This window comes from Flectobacillus sp. (assembly GCF_049240685.1).
Taxonomy (GTDB): domain Bacteria; phylum Bacteroidota; class Bacteroidia; order Cytophagales; family Spirosomataceae; genus Flectobacillus.
On sequence record NZ_JBMLSD010000349.1, the window covers coordinates 41,604 to 61,532 of the forward strand.

Consider the following 19,929-nt stretch of genomic DNA (forward strand, 5'->3'; position numbering starts at 1 on the left):
AAAATCTCACAAACACCGGTTTTCAGTGATTGTTTTTGGTACTGTTAGACATAATTGCTGTAATACACAAACCTTTAGTCCTTGAGGATTTTTAGGAAAAGTACATCAAAGATAATGGTTGTATTACGGATATTTTCACAATGGCATGTATCTTGTTTTTATAAAAAAAATATAGGTCATGCTTTGGCCTTATTTTCAAGGATTAGGAAAAAACATCTTTCTATAATTTTGAACACATTTTATAACAAGATTAGTTCGAAAAATCCAACTCTGATGATTGAGTATCTTAGTTACATTAACTCAAAATGATGATTGCTCAAATCCCTACTATTTTGATTAGCTACTCATATTAAGTTTGTATTAAATATTGCTTGTTTATTAATATCACTATTGAATATTTAGAGAATTGTTATATTATTTTTCACTAACCTACCTTGTACTTCTTAAATACCGCAAGCTTACAGCTTACAATTAAACAACTATAAAACAATAACTTACAGGTAATTTAAAAATATTTTCTTATTTTACTGTAACTTTTTGAGCACTTTCTACGTCACCATAAAAGGAATCGTCAGTATTCTAACGATTGTTTGGTAAATATCAAAAACAACCGTTTAATAACTTTAACTCTAAAGTATTCGATTTCCTATTGATAAAATAATTTTAGTATTCTACTTTTGTTGTTGATAGATAAAAAAAATACAACTCTACTGCAAACAGCATATTTACACGGTACGTATTTTTAAAAACTACAAACAGTAAGAGTACTCACATAAGTACACTTAACAATATAAGTTCATGAAAATCAGAACAAGGCGTTTCTTCCGAAACCCGATGATGCTATTAGGAGTTTTACTTTGCTTCGTTGCTAGCTTAATATCATTTAGTCATGGAGTGGCAGACTTCAACCAAGGTACGCAGGGTTATTTTAGAGGAAATATAAGTTTTGAAGCCAATCAGGAGCATTCCTTCAAAACATCCAAAGTAGTTGTAAAAAAACTCAATGAAAGAGGTGGAAATAGTATTACGATAATGGCCACCGATGATAGTACATCTGAGTCTGTTTATGTAAAGTTGTATAATGTAGATAAGGCATCCACTTTTTTTATTCCGGGAAATGGTTTACACAAAAACACTGGAAATATTGTAAAAGATGCAGATCAATACAGAGACCTCAGTAATTTTTATCAGGCATCACTTCCAAACGCCGAGGGTTTGCTCAATGGGGTTGGTCGTGTAAACATTGTCAAATTAACGGACGATGAGATTGAGGGCGAAATTATTATTATGGCCAATAACTCAGAGGGCGAACAAGCACAGTTATCATGGTCAAAATTTAAGGCAAGAATTCAGTAAACACAAAAGCGGTAGCTTTTTGTAGACAAAATATATTTAGTGGTTAGGTGATACAAAAACGCTTGTTGCAGTTGCGACAAGCGTTTTTTGTTGCTCGAAATAATCTTGGATTAATCCAAAAACACATTTGTTGGCTTTATTAATGAAAACTTATCGTGATAATTTTTGTATTTCGCTAAGATTCAGTAATTTTGCACCCTGATTTTAAGATGGTTAGTCATGTCAAATTCATTAATAATTGAATATTAGAAATTTGCGAGAAGAACTAGCCAACTAATGACGAACGAAAAAAAACTAAATAATCAACATTTAAAATGGCAAGGGATTTAAAATACACAAGAAACATTGGTATCGCTGCCCACATTGACGCTGGTAAAACTACCACTACTGAGCGTATTTTGTATTATGCTGGTGTAAGCCACAAAATTGGTGAGGTACACGACGGTGCTGCTACTATGGACTGGATGGAGCAGGAGCAAGAGCGTGGTATTACTATTACTTCAGCAGCTACTACTGTAAACTGGAACTATAGAGATGAGAAATACCATATCAACATTATTGATACTCCAGGTCACGTTGACTTTACAGTAGAGGTAAACCGCTCATTGCGTGTATTGGATGGTCTTGTATTCTTGTTCAGTGCTGTTGATGGTGTTGAGCCTCAGTCAGAAACTAACTGGCGTTTGGCTAACAACTATAACGTACCACGTTTAGGTTTCGTTAACAAAATGGACCGTTCGGGTGCGGACTTCTTGAACGTTTGCCGTCAGGTAAAAGAAATGTTAGGTAGCTACGCTGTACCTCTTCAATTGCCTATCGGTGCTGAAGATAAATTTGAAGGTGTAGTTGACTTAGTAAACTTCCGTGGTATCAAGTGGAATGAGCATGATAAAGGTATGACTTTTGAAGTAGTACCTATTCCTGATGATATGTTGGAAGAAGCTACAGAATACCGTGAGAAATTATTGGAAGCAGTAGCTGAATTTGATGAGACATTGATGGAGAAATATTTCGAAGACCCAGAATCTATCTCTGAAGATGAAATCTTGGCTGCTCTTCGTGAAGCTACTATCTCAATGAAAATCGTTCCTATGTTGTGTGGTTCATCTTTCAAAAACAAAGGTGTTCAAACAATGTTGGATTATGTAATGGCGATTCTTCCTTCTCCATTAGATAAAGAATCTATCAAAGGTACAGACCCTCGTACTGATGCTGAAATCGTTCGTAAACCATCTACTTCAGAGCCGTTTGCAGCGTTGGCATTTAAAATTGCAACTGACCCTTATGTAGGTCGTTTGTGTTTTGTTCGTGCTTACTCTGGTGTATTAGAGGCTGGTTCTTATATCTTGAACAACCGTTCTGGAAACAAAGAGCGTATCTCTCGTATCTTCCAAATGCACGCAAACAAGCAAAACTCAATCGAGCGCTTGGAGGCTGGTGATATTGCTGCGGTAGTAGGTTTCAAAGACATCAAAACTGGTGATACCCTTTCGGATGAGAAAAACCCTATCGTTCTTGAATCAATGGTATTCCCTGACCCAGTTATCGGTTATGCTATCGAGCCTAAGAAAACTGCTGACCAAGATAACTTCTCGAAAGCTATTGGTAAATTGATTGAGGAAGACCCTACTTTGCAAGTTGAATCTAACGAAGAAACTGGTCAGACTATCATCAAAGGTATGGGTGAGCTTCACCTTGAAATCATCATCGACCGTATGCGTCGTGAATTCAAAGTAGAAGTAAACCAAGGTGCTCCTCAAGTAGCATACAAAGAGGCATTGACAAAAACTACTGAACACCGTGAAGTTTACAAAAAACAATCAGGAGGTAAAGGTAAATTTGCCGATATCGTATTCGAAATGGGACCAAGAGAAGATGGTAAAGAAGGTTTGGAATTCATTAACGGTATCGTTGGTGGTGTGATTCCAAAAGAATTTATCCCTGCTATCCAAAAAGGTTTTGAAGGTGCTATGAAAAATGGTGCTTTGGCAGGCTTCCCAATGGATTCAATGCGTGTTCGTTTGTTCCATGGTTCATTCCACGATGTCGATTCAGATGCGTTGTCATTCGAATTGGCTGCTCGTATGGGTTACAAAGAAGCAGCAAAAGCAGCAGGTGCTAAATTGATGGAACCTATCATGGCTGTTGAAGTTGTTACTCCAGATGAATACACTGGTCCTATCACAGGTGACATGAACCGTCGTCGTGGTATGATGAAAGGTATGGATTCAAAACAAGGTGCTGTAATCTTGAAAGCAGATATTCCATTGTCTGAATTGTTCGGTTATGTAACTGACCTTCGTACAATGTCTTCTGGTCGTGCTACAGCTAACTTGACTTTCTCTCACTATGAATTCGTTCCGCAAAACATTGCTGACGAAGTAGTGAAAAAAGCAAAAGGTTTGTAATAACACGCTAGCTTGCTAGTTGTATATAAGCTACCGCCTCCTCGACTTGTCGTGGGGGCGGTTTTATTTATCTCCTATGTCAATGACACTCCCCATTCTTTATCAAGACGAATATCTTGTAGCTATCAATAAGCCTCATAATTTGTTGGTACATCGTTCGCCTATTGCGGCCGAAGAAACTGTATTTGCCTTACAGCTACTTCGAGACCAATTGGGCGTTTGGGTAAGTCCATGTCATCGAATTGACCGTAAAACGGGTGGCGTACTATTATTTGCCTTGAATAAAGAGGTTGACAAAATGGTCAAACAACAATTTGAGAACCATACTACCCGAAAAAAGTATTGGGCGCTTGTGCGAGGATATTTACCCGATGAAGGATTTACAGATAGGCCACTAGCCAAAGACAATGGAGATATGCAAGAAGCACTAACTCGATTTAAGTGTTTACAACGAGTTGAGCTACCCATAGAAGTAAGTCGCTATCCAACATCCAGGTATTCGCTGGCAGAAATATACCCCGAAACAGGTCGTATGCACCAAATACGTAGGCATTTTGCACAATTACGCCATTATCTTATTGGCGACAAAACTCATGGCGAATGCAAACATAATAAGATGTTTGAGCAGCATTTTGGACTAAATACCATGCTCCTTCATGCAGCATCGTTGGAGATTGCCCATCCTATTACGAATAAACCATTATTGATTGAAGCACCCATGCAAAATGAGTTCTTGGAAATTCTACAAAAGATTGGAATTTCAACTAATGGTTTGCTTATCGAACAGCAATAGATACACCATTAAGCGATACCCCATTTTGTTTTTATAAAAATATCTAGATTAGCATTTGCTCAATAACTTGTAAATCAGTAATTTTGCAGTCCCAAATCCGAAGCAAATGGTACTTTCGGCTTTGGTTTTACCATAACGTACCAATTCAGATGAATCAAAAAATCAGAATCAAATTGAAGTCATTTGACCACACTTTAGTGGACAAATCGGCTGAGAAAATCGTGAAGGCTGTTAAGGCTACAGGTGCTGTTGTTTCAGGCCCTATCCCTTTGCCTACAAAAGTGGAAAAATTCACAGTTTTGCGTTCACCACACGTTAACAAAAAAGCTCGTGAGCAATTCCAATTGTGTACTTACAAGCGTCTAATCGACATCTACTCATCATCTCCAAAAACAGTTGATGCTTTGATGAAATTAGAGTTGCCTTCAGGTGTTGACGTTGAAATCAAAGTGTAGTTTGCCTTGATTCCAAATCATAAAAAATCCCATCTAGACCAAGTCTCGATGGGATTTTTGTTGTACACCAGTCAATAATTCTTAGTTTTTCAGCGCATTTAGTTCGGCTTGCAAAAATGTCATCAATGAGGCAATATGCTCTTTTGAAAAATCAAACGGAATATTTGCCGCATTATAAACCGATGCCATCGGTTTGGTATATCCTAATTTCAATGCATTCAAATAGCCCTCTAAGCCCTTTTGTGGATTTTCTTTGTAGTTTTTCCATACGCCGATAGCTCCCAACTGCGCAATACCATATTCGATATAATAGAAAGGTAATTCGAATATATGTAACTGTCGATGCCACATACTTGATTTGTAAGCTTCCAAACCCGACCAATCAGTAACCGAATCAGCAAATTGTTCATAGATACGAAGCCATGCCTGTGTACGTTCTACGGTAGTATGGGTAGGATTTTCGTAAATCCAATGTTGGAATTTATCTACAGTAGCTACCCAAGGTAAGGTACTCAAAATATCTTCTAAGTGCTGTATCTTTGCACGACGTAAATCTTCCTCATTATCAAAATACACATGCCAGTAATCCATCGTAATCAACTCCATCGACATAGAGGCTAACTCTGCTACCTCTGACGGAAAGTTACGGAAAGTATTCAAGGCTAAATCTTTTGTAACAATCGAATGAACAGCATGTCCGCCCTCATGTAGCAAGGTAATCACATCACGCATCAGTGATGAGGCATTCATGAAAATAAACGGAAATCCCGTTTCTTCAAGCGGATAATTGTATCCTCCTGGTGCTTTACCTACCCTCGACTCCAAATCCAAACGTCCCATTTGCTTCATCAAGGTCAAACATTCGCCTAAGAAAGGATCAAGAAGATTAAAGCACTCAATAGTTTTGTTGAGTAAATCTTCACCTCCATTGAAGGGATGCAAAGCTGGACGTCCTTTTACATCTACACCTTTGTCCCAAGGACGCAATGAATCTAATGCTAATGTTGCTTTGCGTTCCTCAGCCAATTGATTCAAGATTGGAACAATCGTTTCTGCGACAGATTCATGAAAATCAAAACACTCTTTTGGTGAATAATCAAAGCGCTTTAAGGAAGCAAACGAATAGTCACGGAAGTTTTCGAATCCCGCATTCAAGGCAATCTGATGACGAACCGTTTTGAGTTTATTGAATACTTCATCTAATTTATCACGATCCTGAATACGGCGTTCTTGGATTTTGCGATAAGCCATTTCGCGAATAGCCCTATCGGCATTTTCAAGAAAAACTCCCGCTTGTTGCAAAGTTTTAGTCTGACCATCTATCTCAACAGTCATTACCCCTACAGTGCCTTGGTATTCACTTGAAAGGTTTTGAACCTCAGTAAAAAGATTAATATTTTCGGTTCTGAAGATTTCCGTAGCTTTTTTGATTCCTCGAAATGTAATATAAAAAGCTTCAGCTGCCTCGCCTTCCGTAGTCAAAATATCTAAAAAAGGGCTTTCTAAGGTCTTTTTATTCAGCGTATCATCATAGCTTGCTAGCTCTGGCTGAATCTCAGAAACAAACTGGTCGAAATGTGCTTTTACTTCCTTATCGGTAGTATCACAAGTCATTTTGATGTAGCGCCAAGCAAAATTTTCGGAAAGATAGCTTTCCAATTCTGAGCGATCTTTCAGAAATTTCTTAAATTCTTGGAGCGTATCTATCGGTCTTTCTACCAAATTTTCATAAAAAGGCTTGACACTTTCTACATTGGTCAATTCAAAATTATCTCCCAGAAAGGTACGAGCTGGAGGAGTAGTCGATATTGTAGCAGTCATAATTATTGATTAAGATTGTTATGCCTATAAGCAGTTGGATCAAAACAAAACACTTTTGGTTATTTCAACATACCCGATGCATTATTTGTTACAGCTTCTAGAAATTTACCACCAACTAAACTAGTAAACTTTCTACAACAATGCAATCAAATTCATTAACCAGTCGGCTTTGAAGAAAAATCCCAACAATGGCATACCTAAAATACACGCCAAAACATACTGACCTGTAGAAATAGATGCATCAAATTCTTGCTCAGCGTTTTTGAAAAACAAATAAAATGGTATTTTGAGGTAAAAAAATAAGGAAACAGCGGTATTAAATAAGCCAAAAATAAACAGCAACAATAAAATATTCTTTTGACTATCTGCCTTTTGATAAGCTTCCCAAAGTGACGAAAATATATTAAATTTAGCGAAAAATCCTGCTGTTGGAGGTAATCCAGCCAACGAGACTAATGTAATTAATACTAACACACCTAAAGCTGGATTTTTACGCCCAAGCCCTTTGATATGTGCAATGTCAAAATCTTTTTTTGTTCCTAAATATACCGCCAGTAAATCAATTAAATAAAACACTGCAAAGTTGGCAAAAAGATACGTAACTAAATAAAATACAATACTTTTGACACTTAGCTCAGACAAAGCAACTAATCCAACCAACAAAAAACCCGAGTGTGCAATCGTAGAATAGGCCAGTAATCGTTTGGCGTTGCTCTGCCACAAGGCCGAAAAATTACCAAACGTAATTGTAGCCAAGGCTATAACACCGGTAATTAGTCTTAAATCGTTGGGAATTGCCATATAAAATCTAAGCGCAACAAGCATTGTAGCTACTTTTGGCGCTACAGAGAAAAACGCAACAATTGGCGTTGGTGCAGCCTGATAGGTATCTGGCGTCCAAATATGAAAAGGAGTTGCTGAAAGCTTAAACAAAAAACCTGAAAGTGTCATGACCACCGCCACAGTGGTAGCCAGCTCGTCTACTTGAGTAAGCCCTCTGCTAAAATCTGGCGAAGTAATAGACAGTGTGCCTGTCATGCCATAAAGTAATGACATACCATATAACATAATCGCTGATGAGGTAGCACCAAAAATAAGATATTTGATACCGCCTTCTGCACCAACTTTATCTTTATTGATGGTTGTCAAAATATAAGATAGTAAAGATACCATTTCGATTGCCAAATAAATCATCAATAAATTGACAGACATAGTCATCAATTGTAATGCAATAATCATAGCAATCGCTATAGCATAAAACTCGTTGGGAAATTGGTACTTGTTGATATAAATGTGCAGAAGCATCAAGATACCTGAAAGACTTATCAATGCCTTAAAAAAGATAGCTTTAGCATCAATAAAAAGCATTTTATCGAATAAAAAAGTATCATTAACCGACGTAAATTGGTCTATGACTTGATACAAATTAATCAATAATACGATTATTGCAACAAAAGTAAAACTTACAGAGGAAGGATTTGAGACAATAAGCTTGGAGGACTGCCTAGTAATAACTAAGTCTGCGATGATAAATATAACAAAAACACCTGCCAAAAATGCCTCTGGTGTAATTATACCAAAGCTACTCAGTATTTGTAAAAGCTGCTGTTTTAAGTCCAAAATATTTGTCATCTTTATTCTACACAGAAAATGAAATTTCCGCCTTTGTTTATTTTTAATTATATTTACTCATCAGAGCTAATTGATAACCATGAAGAGAAACACGTTTTATTGGGTAATACAGATTATGAGTTGGTCATTCGTAACACTTACGTCTTTGAAGTATAGCGAACTAACCCATGAAAGCGCCTTGTACAGATTATATTACGTTTGTACCTATATGATTTTGGGGATGGGAATTAGCCATCTTTACAACTATATTCATGAAAGTTATGACCCCGAAAATTTTACTTCAAAACAATTTATCGTATTTCCGTTGCTTGGAAGTTTTACAATTGGCACTTGTTTTGCCTTAACTGACTTCTTTTTCTACAATCGTAGTCGATACCTGCATGGAGAAATCGATGAGATGGATAGCTTCTTTTTTGTTTTTGATAATATTTGGCTCGTAATTCCATGGTTTTTGTTTTACCATCTCTACCGATTTGTGCAAGTGCACGAAAGTCGTAGACAAAGAATACTAGCCGCTGAGAAAATGTTAAAAGTCGTTGAACTTGAAAATCTTAAAAAACAACTCAATCCTCATTTCTTGTTTAATGCCCTAAACAGTATCAAAGCCCTCACCATAAGCGACAGCCGTCAAGCTCGTGATGCTATCATGCAGCTTTCAGACCTATTACGCCTTTCGCTCAATCTCGGCGACCAGCAAAAAGCTATGCTTAGCGAAGAAGTAAAACTAGCTCAGGATTATCTAGCCCTTGAAAAGGTACGTTTTGACAATCGTCTTCGATATGAATTTAATATTCAGGAAAACATTGATGATATATTAATCATTTCAATGTCGTTGAATACACTCATCGAAAATGCAGTAAAACATGGTATTTCGAAAACTAAAAATGGAGGCCTTATTCAAATTGATATTCACACTCTTGGGCACGATGTAATCATTAAAGTTAGAAATACAGGACAATATAACCCCCAGCCTCGTACAAGTGCCAATGGTATTGGGCTAGACAATCTTAGAAAACGCCTTGAACTTCATTATGGTACGAAGGCTTCATTTTCGATTACGAATGAAGAGGATACCGTTCTTGCTACTATAGTAATGCCATTCTAAAGCTTTTTGTAAAGATATATCGCCTACACAAAAAGCTTCATCAATTCGTTGACAGCCTGATTAGACACATCAAAAATCAGATTGGGAAATATTCCAAAAATCAATGCCAAAAGCGCCAAAGGGAAAAGCATGAGCTTTTCTCTAGTATTCAAATCAATCAATATAGACTCTTCATATCTTGACCAATACTTCCCAAAAAACATCCGTTGTAAAGTCCATAGAAAATAGGCAGCGCCCAAGACCAAACCCAACACGCCTAGTCCTGTAATCCATTTGGGGAAATACAAACTATTAAAGCCTCCTATCAATGTAAAAAATTCTCCGATAAATCCAGAGAAGGCTGGTAATCCAAGAGAAGCAAAAAACGCTACCGCCGTCAATGCCGTAAAAACTGGCATTTTGGTAGCCAAGCCCTGATAACTATTGATACGGCGATCGTGCGTGCGACTATACAATACGCCCACCAAAACAAATAGCATTGCCGATAATATGCCATGTGAAAACATTTGGAAAACGGCACCATTAACCCCTTCGCTTGTCAAAGAGGCTATTCCCAATAATACAAAACCCATGTGCGATACCGACGAATAAGCAATGAGCTTTTTGAGATCATTCATCGCCAAAGCATTATAGGCTCCATATAATATAGATATCACACCCACTATGGCAATTATGAATGCTAGCTCGCTTCCTGCTTCTGGAAAAATAGGATATGCGATTCTTAAAAGTCCGTACCCTCCTATTTTCAATAAAATACCAGCTAACACTACCGATACTGGAGTGGGTGCTTCAACGTGCGCATCGGGCAACCACGTATGAACAGGCACTGCTGGTAATTTAATACCAAAACCAATCAATAAAAATACGAATGCCCATTTCCGCAAACCCATTCCTCCTACACTAATATTTGAGAATATATGAAGCCATGACTCTGGTAAAAAGTTGTTAGGGTCAGGCAAAAATCTTAGATCAAAAGTATGTACAAGTTGCTCTGAGGGAAGTTTTCCTTCAGTCAACAAGTGTTGAATCTCTGAAATCAAATTTGGCGTTACCTGATCTAATTCACTAATCAAACCTGTTTGTAAAGCTGTTTCTACAGGATCTATAGCCGATAAGTATAGACCTATCATCACAACCAAAATAAACAAAGAACCAACTAAAGTATAAATAAAGAATTTAATAGATGCATATTCCTTACGTGGCCCCCCCCAAATACCTATCAAGAAATACATTGGCAACAACATAAACTCAAAGAATAGGTAAAACAGAAACATGTCTAAGGCTACGAAACAGCCTACAACCGAGCCCGTCAACAACAAATAAAGCGAGTAATAGGCTTTTTCTTTTTTTGCAATTTCAAATGAAGATATTGAACCAATAAACATTACCAAGCCCGTAAGTAACACCATTGGCATACTGATTCCATCTACCCCAATAAGATAGTCTATCGATGCAACACCCAAGCTTCCTAGTGGCAAGGTAATCCAGTCTTTCTGTACCAAAAATTGAAAGCCTTCGGTATGCTGGTCAAATTGTAAATATACCCATACACTCAAGATAAATTCTAAGGCAGTTACCCCAACGGTAATCCATCTGAAATAGCCTTTCTGATTTTCTGGTAGTAATAAGATTACTAGCGAAAACGCTATAGGTAAAAATATAAGTAGTGAAAGTACTGACATTGTAACCGTTTTTTCTTCGCCTCAACGATTCCTTGTTATCGACGAATGATTTTTTTAATATATAAAGAAAAATATTAAGCCCAATAATCCTACGAGTGCCGCAAAAATATAAAACTGTACTTTGCCGTTTTGCACAGCTCTGGTCATTTTGCCAACCACACCCACCACACGAGCCACTAACCCAACGCCACCATCTACGATAGAGGCATCTGTCCAAGACACAGCTTTTGCAATTGTTTTTTGTACAAATGCTATTTGATTTACACCCCCATCAATCCAATTAGCATCAATATACTGAAGAAATCTTGCTAAGAGCAAAGTTGATTTTACAAATACCAACTCATACAAAGCATCAAAATAAGTTACTGCATTTCCTACAGATTGAGGCTTCGACCCATGCTCGGAGATAGGTTTTACAAAAATCCGTTTATATAAACTTTCTAGAGTTGGAATATCTATAATAAATACTCTATTTCGGGTAAGATACCCTAAGCTAATCCCCAAACCAGCACTTGCCATAGAGGCAAATCCAATCCATGAAGAGGCCGACAAATGGAAGTCGCTATCGATAAAATGCCAAAACCAAGCATGATCGGCATGAAATGGATTTGTTGCAAAAACTACACCCAAAGACAAAACGGCCAGCAATATCAAAGGGAGTTTTAGTTGGAATGAGCCCTCATGAATATGTTCAAATGGTACATCTTTGGCACGATACTCTCCCATAAATACCTGCCATACCTGCCTGAACATATAAAACGCCGTCATTACAATTCCTACAAAAGTAAAAATACCAATGATTTTGAAGTAACTATTCATTTCGGCCAAATGAAATAGATTAGCTAAAATAGCATCTTTTGATAAAAAACCTGAAAATAGTGGTAATCCAGCCAAAGAAGCCGCAAATATCACAAAGGTAATAAATGTCAGAGGAAGCTTTTTTCTTAATCCACCCATAAGCCTCATGTCTTGTGCATCAAAATCATGGTTGTGCGAAGCATGATGTAAGGCATGAATCACAGAACCTGCCGCCAAAAATAAACCTGCTTTAAAAAAGGCATGTGTTAATAGATGAAACAAAGAGGTTGCAGTACCCAAACCAATCAACATCAATCCCAGTTGTGAAATCGTCGAATAGGCTAACGTCTTTTTGATATCTGTCTGAAAAATAGCATAAAAAGACCCCAACAGCATAGTGATACACCCAATTCCTGCAATTACTTCAAAGGCATTATCCGTAAAAACTGGTTGAATCCTTGCCAGCAAGAAAATCCCAGCTGCAACCATAGTTGCGGCATGTATCAAGGCCGACACTGGCGTAGGACCCTCCATGGCATCAGGTAACCAAGTATGCAAAGGAAACTGAGCAGATTTTCCGACGCAACCACAAAATAATAGTAGTCCAGTAATGGTGGCTAATGCTGGGGTCAAATGCGCTGGTGTTTGTTGTAATACTGAAAAACTTAAACTTCCCCAATAACGATACACCATGAAAATACCCAACAAGAAACCCAAATCTCCCACACGATTTACCAAAAAGGCTTTTTTAGCAGCTTGTGTTGCCGAATCTTTCTGATACCAAAATCCAATAAGAAGATATGAGCTTAAACCTACCAATTCCCAGAAGGCATATATCCCTAGTAAATTGTCGGTCAGGATAATTCCCAACATGGAGAATACAAATAACTGTAAAAATGCGAAGTATCGATGTTTGGAAGGATCGTCCTCCATGTACTCCAAGGAGAAAAGCTGTACTAAGAATGCTATAAAATTGACTAATAAAAGCATCATTAATGCCTTTGAATCAAATAAGAACCCAAAAGAGAAATCTATTTGACCTATCTTAAACCATTCCACACGTAGGTTGGTAGGCAATACCACACTCTTGCTGAGCCCTAGTGTAAACAAGAGATTCAAGACCGACAAGCCAGCAGTAATCCATCCAACAATATCTTTGCGACTTTTGCCTAGTCCCAACGAAATAGCGAATCCTGCTAGTGGAGTCAGTAGTACAAACCAAAAGAGAGTTGCAGGAGTCATTCTGTAATAATTTCTATCATAAGCTGTTCAAAACCAAGATATTCATGGTTTTATGCTCATTTTCTTGGAAAATTTCTATTTTTATGCAAATATACGTGTCTATTTCCAATTAAGCCTAATTGTTTAGACATAAATCTACTAAGTTTGTGGACTTATTTTTTTTATCTGTATTTAGCCTTCAGCTAGTAGTCTTTGAGACTGTCTTTTGAGGATAAGCTTTTGATACAAAACTTTTCAAAAATTACATTTGTTCAAAAACATATTCTTTAAACGTAATTTCAGACGCTAGCTAAACCACGAAATTCATGGAAAACGCAAAATCTGTTAACTCTTCAAGAACAACAATTACTGAATTAATGATTCCTTCGTATGCCAACTTTGGGGGAAAAATCCACGGGGGAATTTTATTATCACTGATGGATAAAGTGGCTTATGCTTGTGCTGCCAAGCACGCAGGTGCTTATGTAGTGACCGTTTCGGTCGACAATGTAGAGTTCAAAAAACCAGTAGAAGTTGGTGAATTAGTTTCGCTTCATGCTTCGGTCAACTATGTCGGGCGTTCTTCCTTAATTATTGGTATTAGAGTGATTGCTGAAAATATCAAATCTCAAGAAGTCAAACATACTAATACGTCTTACTTTACAATGGTAGCCAAAGACGAAGATGGTAAACCTACCGAGGTACCAGGACTTATTTTGGAATCTGACGATGATATCCGAAGGTTTCTTGAGGCTATTAGAAGAAAAGAAATCAAAAATGCTTATAAAGGCCTATTAGATGACGCCAAAACCAGTATAGATATCGATCAAAATTTATACCTTTTACAAAATGAAAGATGTATCGTAAAACGAGATCGAGATATGGAAAGTCTTTGGTAAACTGTTCGATAGCTTTTCACTTCGGTGGAAAGCTATTCTTTTGTGATGTGCCATAAAATATATTATCTTGCGGACTAAAACTCCCAAGCTCAATACCTTATTCAATAGACTATCATTCTTTAAAACAATGGCACAATCTTTTTCGATGATTAAATTATTACGCATAGTCCTTGTGCTTCTTGCACTACTTGCTGTTGGTTTCGTAGGAATGCGTTTCTATACCAAATCTTTCAGTCCTTCTGACAACGCCGAATTTTCGCACAATGGCTTAGAAATCTCTGTCGATTACTGTCAACCTGCTAAAAAAGGACGCCTCATTTTTGGCCCTCAAAACTCCAAGGCTTTGGTTCCTTATGGTAAATGGTGGCGTACTGGCGCCAACGAAGCTACTGTAATAAGTTTTAATAAAAATGTACTCATTGCTGGTAAGCCTCTCAAAGCAGGAACTTATACTTTATTCACAATTCCTGAAAAAGATGTTTGGACAATCATCATCAACGAAGAGGTAGGTCAGTGGGGGCTTTCTTATGACCCAAGCAGAGACATTCTCCATGCGCCAGCCATAGCTATCAATAAATCCGATACCGTAGAAAAGTTTTACATTGAATTTAATGAACAATCCAACGGTGCCGATATGTTACTCAGATGGGACAAGGTAGAGGTTGTAGTACCTGTAAGAGTCCAATAACCACCTGAAAACGCTGGCTCATTGTTACTTCCATGTATCCTTATTAAAACAAAGCAACGTTCGGGAGTCATCCCATGTCCTAGTTGTTAGTCGTTTACTTTTATTTAAAGCCGCTACTATTGCTCCAAACTACGACTTTCTTCTGACCAATCTTTCACGAAGAAAGAAACTAACAAAGGAAGACTTTCGTTAGAGCTTTACAAACTAAGAATATCTTAAACCCCAATCATGAAGAAGTTACTATTAAGTACTTTGTTGTTATTGACCTTAACAACAATCAGCTTCGCTCAGAAAGTTAATCCTGCCAAATGGACTTGGACTTTATCAAAGCCCAATCCCGAAGTAGGCGAAACTGTTGACGTCATTTTTACCGTTTCAATCCAAAAAGACTGGTATCTCTACTCATCTGATTTTGATCCTGATTTAGGGCCAACCGTAACCACTATCAAATTTACGCCAAATGATTCTTACGAAACAGTAGGTAATCTTAAAGCAATTAATCCATCAAAAAAGTTTGACAAGGAAATCTGGAATGGCGAATATACTTACTTTAAGGGCAAGGCTGAATTTCGTCAGACCGTAAAAATCCTGAAAGACAAAATCAACATCGATGGTGTGTACGATAGTCAGTCCTGTTCGGATGTAACTGGCATGTGTGTGCCCATCAAAGGAGCTTTTTTGATTGAAGCACAAACTGCAACTGCCAAAAAATCAGAAGATAAAAAGCCAAACCTAGATTCTTTAAAAGCTATCGAAGAAGCCTCTAAGCTCAAGGTTGACTCCGCAGCAAATGTAGCTACAGCAGATTCTGCTAACTCTGATTCAAGTGCAGTATCGGAAGACGGTTTATCAGAAGCAACCGACGAAGAAAAACCAGAAGATGCCTCTTTATGGAGCTTTTTCTTATTGGCTTTAGGAGGTGGATTTGTAGCTCTTTTGACTCCATGTGTGTATCCATTGATTCCAATGACTGTTTCGTATTTTACCAAACAAAAAGGAGGACTTCAAAAGGCTCTTTTGTATGGTTTCTTTATCATTGCAATTTATGTGTTATTCGGAACTATCATTGCTTATGCTTTCGGACAAGCAGCTCCTAACTTTATTAGTACTCACTGGATTCCGAATATGTTGTTTTTCATCGTATTTGTAGTCTTTGGAGTGTCATTTTTAGGTTGGTTTGAGATTGTCCTGCCATCGTCGTTTGTCAACAAAATTGATGCTCAATCAGACCGTGGTGGTATCGGAGGTATATTCTTTATGGCATTTACCTTAGTGCTGGTATCTTTTTCATGCACAGGCCCAGTTGCTGGTACGATTCTGAGCTTAGGCTCTCAAGGCCAAATCTTACGTCCAATTGTTGGTATGTTTGGCTTTGGATTGGCCTTTGCTATTCCATTCACCTTATTCGCTATTTTCCCTAACTGGTTACAAAATCTTCCAAAGTCTGGAGGTTGGATGAACTCAGTGAAGGTTGTATTAGGTTTCTTGGAACTAGCTCTTGCCCTAAAATTCTTGAGTACGGCTGATCAGACTTATCACTGGCATATACTCGACCGCGAGGTTTATTTAGCCGCTTGGATTGTAATTTTCTCGTTAATCGGACTTTATTTATTGGGTAAAATACAAATGCCACACGATAGTAAATTAGATAAAGTGTCGGTTCCTCGTACTTTATTAGCTATTGCGGTGCTCACTTTTGTTGTGTACATGATTCCTGGTATGTTTGGTGCACCACTCAAAGCACTATCAGGATGGTTGCCTCCAATGGAAACGCAAGATTTTGTCATTGGTGGAGAAAAAAGCTCGGCAGAAACCTCGTCAAGTGCTGATCCCAATTTTCCTAAAAAGGTAAAATATGATGATTTCCTAAAGTTACCACTTGGGCTTCATGGCTTTTTTGATTACAAAGAGGCTCTTGCTTATGCCAAACAAGTAAACAAGCCATTGTTTATTGATTTTACAGGTCATGGCTGTGTAAACTGTCGTAAAATGGAAGCCGCTGTATGGTCCAACCCAGAAGTGAAAAAGCGTATCGAAAATGATTATGTTTTGGTAGCGCTGTATGTTGATGATAAAACCGAACTTCCAAAATCAGAATGGTATAAATCAAAAGACGACGGCTTGGGAAAAACCACCATTGGTGACCAAAATCTTGATTTTGAAATCACCAGATTCAACGGAAATGCTCAACCTTACTACTGCCTAGTGGATCCCAATAACGATACTAAAACACTAGTAAAGCCAAGAGCTTACAATGAAAATATCGAAGAGTTTATTAAGTTTTTGGACGAAGGTAAAGCCAAATTCAATAAAAAATAAGATTAAAAGGGATGCTAATACTAGCATCCCTTTTAATCTTATTTCAACTAAGTTTCTTAAACAACCATAGCAATAAGTTCAGGATAATTGTTAATAAAATGGAGGTTGTTATAGGAACAAACAACTTGAAATTTTCTTTTTCTATTCGTATATCACCTGGCAAATTCCCTAACCAGTTCCAACTATCTATTTTATCTGCTAAAAAGTAAATTACTGCGCCACCCACCAACAACACAGCTCCTATCAGCATAATGAGTTTTCCTAAATGTACATTCATATATTTGCTCAATCGAGTGTCTTTTTAAAGGAGAATATTCCTACATTTGGTATTCTTTGCTATTTACAAAAATAAAACCTTTATTTGACTATCATTATGGAAGCTCATGAAATTCAATTAGCTCTCGAAAAAAGTATTGAGTATTACAAAAAATCTCTCCTAGAATACTCTCATGATCAATTTGTGGCAAAACCCAATGATGAAGAATGGTCCATTGGTCAAATGTACGAGCACGTGTGTATTTCGGCACTTTATTTTTTTTATAAACGTGCTACCTACTGTCTTGAGCAACGTAACGGACAAATTGGAGGAGAGAAAAATGTCTATGGTGAAAAACAGTTTAAGTATAATAGTTTTCCACCCACTAGGCTAAAAATCCCAGATGCTCTTAAAGGGCCAGAACCAATCGCACGAGAAAAAGAAATTTACCTCGACTTACTAGATCAGATAGCAATTCAAGGCAAAATACTTGCTGAAAAAATCCTTTTGGATAAAGGTGAATACAAATGTATTCAACCTGCATTCGGCTGGCTAAATGCTCACGAATGGTATTGGATGAATGAACAGCATTTCAGACACCATTTATTACAAAAAGAACGAATTGATGCTTTTCTTAGCTTAAGATAGCAATATTTTACTTTAGATTATTTTATTTTGGTAGGGTTTTTGGATAGGAAATCACCATAATGAATCATTGCGACTTGATAGCAAAAATCTATCAAATCATGAGTAAATATTCTGTCACAACTGAAAATGGATGCTATAGAACTATACGAACAAAAACTCCACCAAACCATCAATTCTATTCTTGGAATTAATGGAGTTTTAGAAAAAAATCACTATTCAAATACCCAAACTGATATACTTCAAGCATGGTTAATTGGCTTTTATATCAACGATTACGAAAAATACCTTCTGAAGCACTTGCTACCTTTTGATCGAAAAAACCTTCAAATTACAACTTATCTCGTAACTGAAGGCATGAATAACATTTCTGTAGAAATGTTATCTCAGTACAAATCACTTTTCAACAAATATTCAGCGCTTCTTTCATTTTTACCCGAAAATAAACAACCTACTATTTACTCACCTATACAACCAAAACTAGGTCTATCAATCAGTACATTGTTTGCACATCTCGAAATTGGACATTTTTTAATTCTCAGCAAAATAATGTCATCAATTAAAACGGCTTTTTATGAAATAATCATTATTGAACAAAAATGGTCTGTACAAGATTTTCAGCATTTTATAAACCATTTCTATTTTGAACAAAATGGTCCAGAATTTGATTTAGAAGAGGCTATTGAAAACATGGCGCAAGATTTGTATCAAAAGGTTATTTGAGTCAGAAGGACACAATTAATGTGTATTGCGCATATAAGTTGGAGGGAAAATAAAAATAACTTTCTTTCTTTAGCTTACAGCTTATTGCCTAGAGTACAATTTTGGTACGATTACCTGCTATTAATTTATTTGTTCCTTCCAGTCACTCTAATCCAACATAGGTATCATTTTAAATTTTGAACGTATTGGATTATGCTCCACGTTTTCATCAAAAAGGGGTCGGAAAATATTCTCCGCCCCCCTTTTTTGATGAAAACTTACCCAATTTTCCTCTTTTATTAAATACCATATTTCTTGCATATAATACTATCTAGCATTCAACATCATTCTTAACCTATTAATGCCTTGTGCTTCTTGCCTCTTTAAACGCTCCAATTCCTCTTCAAAAATACTTGATTTGGCTTCTATAAAAATAATCCCTGGATACTGGCAATATAACTCAAATGAAAGCCTGACTCTCTCTATTTGATAATCAGAACTAATAACTACCACTACATCGGGCAAATATTTTGATAGTAGTCTTTTGGTTAATTGAATATCTTCTAATAAGCTTTCGCCCTGCACAAATTCTATGAAACTCTCATAGCTTACTCCTTGTTCTAAAAGAAAATTCTGCATCAGTTGAGCGTGTGGATAATCACTTCTATTAAAGTGTTCACCAAACCCACCTGAACATAGTATCTGAAAAGAAGGGTTATTTTTAAGAAATTGACATGCTGCCAAAAGCCTATCAAGAGCTTGATGTGACAATTCTCCATCAGGAGTATTAGAAGCTGCGCAAATGATTAATATACCGTTCATTTCAAATAAGCTTTAAGTAAAATTCATTCAAATTTATTGAAATATTGCTTATCAAAAACAAGAAATATAGTATTGACTATATCATCTTCATTGATATCTCGGCTTTAGACTGTAAGCCGTAGGCATTAGGCAAAACTCTCTAAGTTTATTTAGGAAATGTTTTGTACAAGGCTAATAGGCAGAAGCTTCAATGATTAAACTTATTATTGCCAACATACTTCAGTAAGTAGGGATTGAAGTTTTCTGTATTAGGCACTAGGCAACAGGCACAAAGTAAAGAGTGTTACATTGTTTTTTAGTAATGATAGATATGTTTTTACCGATTGC

At 36.9% G+C, this 19,929-nt stretch carries 16 protein-coding genes; 10 read left to right on the forward strand and 6 right to left on the reverse strand.

The window, feature by feature from the left end; genetic code table 11:
• The first annotated feature begins 798 nt into the window (after nucleotides 1–798).
• The 4 genes from ACOVQ4_RS15670 to rpsJ all read left to right on the forward strand — a co-directional run bounded on the left by ACOVQ4_RS15670 (nucleotide 799) and on the right by rpsJ (nucleotide 5,012).
• Nucleotides 799–1,356 carry a hypothetical protein gene (locus ACOVQ4_RS15670; RefSeq protein WP_421821567.1) on the forward strand — a complete coding sequence of 186 codons (558 nt, stop codon included), beginning with the start codon at nucleotides 799–801 and terminating at the stop codon, nucleotides 1,354–1,356.
• Between the two features lie 314 nt (nucleotides 1,357–1,670).
• Nucleotides 1,671–3,764 carry an elongation factor G gene (gene fusA, locus ACOVQ4_RS15675; protein WP_421821568.1) on the forward strand — a complete coding sequence of 698 codons (2,094 nt, stop codon included), beginning with the start codon at nucleotides 1,671–1,673 and terminating at the stop codon, nucleotides 3,762–3,764.
• An 82-nt stretch (nucleotides 3,765–3,846) separates the two neighbouring features.
• Complete coding sequence (locus ACOVQ4_RS15680) at nucleotides 3,847–4,557, forward strand: pseudouridine synthase (protein ID WP_421821569.1); 711 nt, start codon at nucleotides 3,847–3,849, stop codon at nucleotides 4,555–4,557.
• A gap of 149 nt (nucleotides 4,558–4,706) precedes the next feature.
• Nucleotides 4,707–5,012, forward strand: coding sequence for a 30S ribosomal protein S10 (gene rpsJ / locus ACOVQ4_RS15685; protein ID WP_095167108.1), 306 nt, complete (start codon nucleotides 4,707–4,709; stop codon nucleotides 5,010–5,012).
• An 81-nt stretch (nucleotides 5,013–5,093) separates the two neighbouring features.
• Here the strand turns inward: rpsJ and ACOVQ4_RS15690 are convergent, their stop codons facing one another.
• Together ACOVQ4_RS15690 and ACOVQ4_RS15695 are read right to left on the reverse strand one after the other, a co-directional pair.
• Nucleotides 5,094–6,833 (reverse strand): M3 family oligoendopeptidase, encoded by a 1,740-nt coding sequence (locus tag ACOVQ4_RS15690; RefSeq protein ID WP_421821570.1) that lies wholly within the window; start codon nucleotides 6,831–6,833, stop codon nucleotides 5,094–5,096.
• Between the two features lie 132 nt (nucleotides 6,834–6,965).
• Nucleotides 6,966–8,465, reverse strand: coding sequence for an NADH-quinone oxidoreductase subunit N (locus ACOVQ4_RS15695; protein ID WP_421821571.1), 1,500 nt, complete (start codon nucleotides 8,463–8,465; stop codon nucleotides 6,966–6,968).
• A 79-nt stretch (nucleotides 8,466–8,544) separates the two neighbouring features.
• Here ACOVQ4_RS15695 and ACOVQ4_RS15700 point away from each other — a divergent pair, with 79 nt between their 5' ends.
• Nucleotides 8,545–9,570: a sensor histidine kinase gene (locus ACOVQ4_RS15700; protein ID WP_421821572.1), complete on the forward strand. Its 1,026-nt coding sequence runs from the start codon at nucleotides 8,545–8,547 to the stop codon at nucleotides 9,568–9,570.
• A gap of 23 nt (nucleotides 9,571–9,593) precedes the next feature.
• Here ACOVQ4_RS15700 and ACOVQ4_RS15705 read toward each other — a convergent pair whose 3' ends face one another.
• Both ACOVQ4_RS15705 and nuoL read right to left on the reverse strand, forming a co-directional pair.
• On the reverse strand, nucleotides 9,594–11,252 hold the full coding sequence (locus tag ACOVQ4_RS15705; protein ID WP_421821573.1) for a complex I subunit 4 family protein: 1,659 nt from the start codon (nucleotides 11,250–11,252) through the stop codon (nucleotides 9,594–9,596).
• Nucleotides 11,253–11,306: 54 nt separating this feature from the next.
• A complete protein-coding gene (gene nuoL, locus ACOVQ4_RS15710; RefSeq protein WP_421821574.1) occupies nucleotides 11,307–13,292 on the reverse strand; it encodes an NADH-quinone oxidoreductase subunit L in 1,986 nt (661 codons plus the stop codon).
• Nucleotides 13,293–13,597: 305 nt separating this feature from the next.
• On the opposite strand from nuoL, the gene ACOVQ4_RS15715 reads away from it, so the two are divergent.
• The 3 genes from ACOVQ4_RS15715 (at nucleotide 13,598) to ACOVQ4_RS15725 (ending at nucleotide 17,177) form a co-directional block, all read left to right on the forward strand.
• Complete coding sequence (locus ACOVQ4_RS15715; protein WP_421821575.1) at nucleotides 13,598–14,170, forward strand: acyl-CoA thioesterase; 573 nt, start codon at nucleotides 13,598–13,600, stop codon at nucleotides 14,168–14,170.
• 127 nt (nucleotides 14,171–14,297) lie between these two features.
• Nucleotides 14,298–14,858, forward strand: a complete 561-nt coding sequence (locus ACOVQ4_RS15720; protein WP_421821576.1) for a DUF2911 domain-containing protein — start codon at nucleotides 14,298–14,300, stop codon at nucleotides 14,856–14,858.
• Nucleotides 14,859–15,086: 228 nt separating this feature from the next.
• On the forward strand, nucleotides 15,087–17,177 hold the full coding sequence (locus tag ACOVQ4_RS15725; RefSeq protein ID WP_421821577.1) for a thioredoxin family protein: 2,091 nt from the start codon (nucleotides 15,087–15,089) through the stop codon (nucleotides 17,175–17,177).
• Nucleotides 17,178–17,220: 43 nt separating this feature from the next.
• Here ACOVQ4_RS15725 and ACOVQ4_RS15730 read toward each other — a convergent pair whose 3' ends face one another.
• A complete protein-coding gene (locus tag ACOVQ4_RS15730; protein ID WP_421821578.1) occupies nucleotides 17,221–17,454 on the reverse strand; it encodes a DUF2905 domain-containing protein in 234 nt (77 codons plus the stop codon).
• A gap of 84 nt (nucleotides 17,455–17,538) precedes the next feature.
• Between ACOVQ4_RS15730 and ACOVQ4_RS15735 the strand changes: the two genes are divergently transcribed.
• Nucleotides 17,539–18,081, forward strand: coding sequence for a DinB family protein (locus ACOVQ4_RS15735; RefSeq protein ID WP_421821579.1), 543 nt, complete (start codon nucleotides 17,539–17,541; stop codon nucleotides 18,079–18,081).
• Between the two features lie 126 nt (nucleotides 18,082–18,207).
• Nucleotides 18,208–18,801, forward strand: a complete 594-nt coding sequence (locus ACOVQ4_RS15740) for a hypothetical protein (protein ID WP_421821580.1) — start codon at nucleotides 18,208–18,210, stop codon at nucleotides 18,799–18,801.
• 306 nt (nucleotides 18,802–19,107) lie between these two features.
• Here ACOVQ4_RS15740 and ACOVQ4_RS15745 read toward each other — a convergent pair whose 3' ends face one another.
• Nucleotides 19,108–19,602 (reverse strand): YdcF family protein, encoded by a 495-nt coding sequence (locus tag ACOVQ4_RS15745; protein WP_421821581.1) that lies wholly within the window; start codon nucleotides 19,600–19,602, stop codon nucleotides 19,108–19,110.
• Nucleotides 19,603–19,929: the final 327 nt, after the last annotated feature.

Excerpts from the sequence above, each read along its gene's own strand:
- ACOVQ4_RS15700 (WP_421821572.1), top strand. The coding sequence starts at position 8,545 with ATGAAGAGAAACACGTTTTATTGGGTAATACAGATTATGAGTTGGTCA.
- fusA (WP_421821568.1), top strand. The coding sequence starts at position 1,671 with ATGGCAAGGGATTTAAAATACACAAGAAACATTGGTATCGCTGCCCAC.
- ACOVQ4_RS15730 (WP_421821578.1), bottom strand. The coding sequence starts at position 17,454 with ATGAATGTACATTTAGGAAAACTCATTATGCTGATAGGAGCTGTGTTG.
- ACOVQ4_RS15690 (WP_421821570.1), bottom strand. The coding sequence starts at position 6,833 with ATGACTGCTACAATATCGACTACTCCTCCAGCTCGTACCTTTCTGGGA.
- ACOVQ4_RS15705 (WP_421821573.1), bottom strand. The coding sequence starts at position 11,252 with ATGTCAGTACTTTCACTACTTATATTTTTACCTATAGCGTTTTCGCTA.
- ACOVQ4_RS15720 (WP_421821576.1), top strand. The coding sequence starts at position 14,298 with ATGGCACAATCTTTTTCGATGATTAAATTATTACGCATAGTCCTTGTG.
- ACOVQ4_RS15715 (WP_421821575.1), top strand. The coding sequence starts at position 13,598 with ATGGAAAACGCAAAATCTGTTAACTCTTCAAGAACAACAATTACTGAA.
- ACOVQ4_RS15680 (WP_421821569.1), top strand. The coding sequence starts at position 3,847 with ATGACACTCCCCATTCTTTATCAAGACGAATATCTTGTAGCTATCAAT.
- ACOVQ4_RS15745 (WP_421821581.1), bottom strand. The coding sequence starts at position 19,602 with ATGAACGGTATATTAATCATTTGCGCAGCTTCTAATACTCCTGATGGA.
- ACOVQ4_RS15725 (WP_421821577.1), top strand. The coding sequence starts at position 15,087 with ATGAAGAAGTTACTATTAAGTACTTTGTTGTTATTGACCTTAACAACA.
- ACOVQ4_RS15740 (WP_421821580.1), top strand. The coding sequence starts at position 18,208 with ATGGATGCTATAGAACTATACGAACAAAAACTCCACCAAACCATCAAT.
- ACOVQ4_RS15695 (WP_421821571.1), bottom strand. The coding sequence starts at position 8,465 with ATGACAAATATTTTGGACTTAAAACAGCAGCTTTTACAAATACTGAGT.
- nuoL (WP_421821574.1), bottom strand. The coding sequence starts at position 13,292 with ATGACTCCTGCAACTCTCTTTTGGTTTGTACTACTGACTCCACTAGCA.
- rpsJ (WP_095167108.1), top strand. The coding sequence starts at position 4,707 with ATGAATCAAAAAATCAGAATCAAATTGAAGTCATTTGACCACACTTTA.
- ACOVQ4_RS15670 (WP_421821567.1), top strand. The coding sequence starts at position 799 with ATGAAAATCAGAACAAGGCGTTTCTTCCGAAACCCGATGATGCTATTA.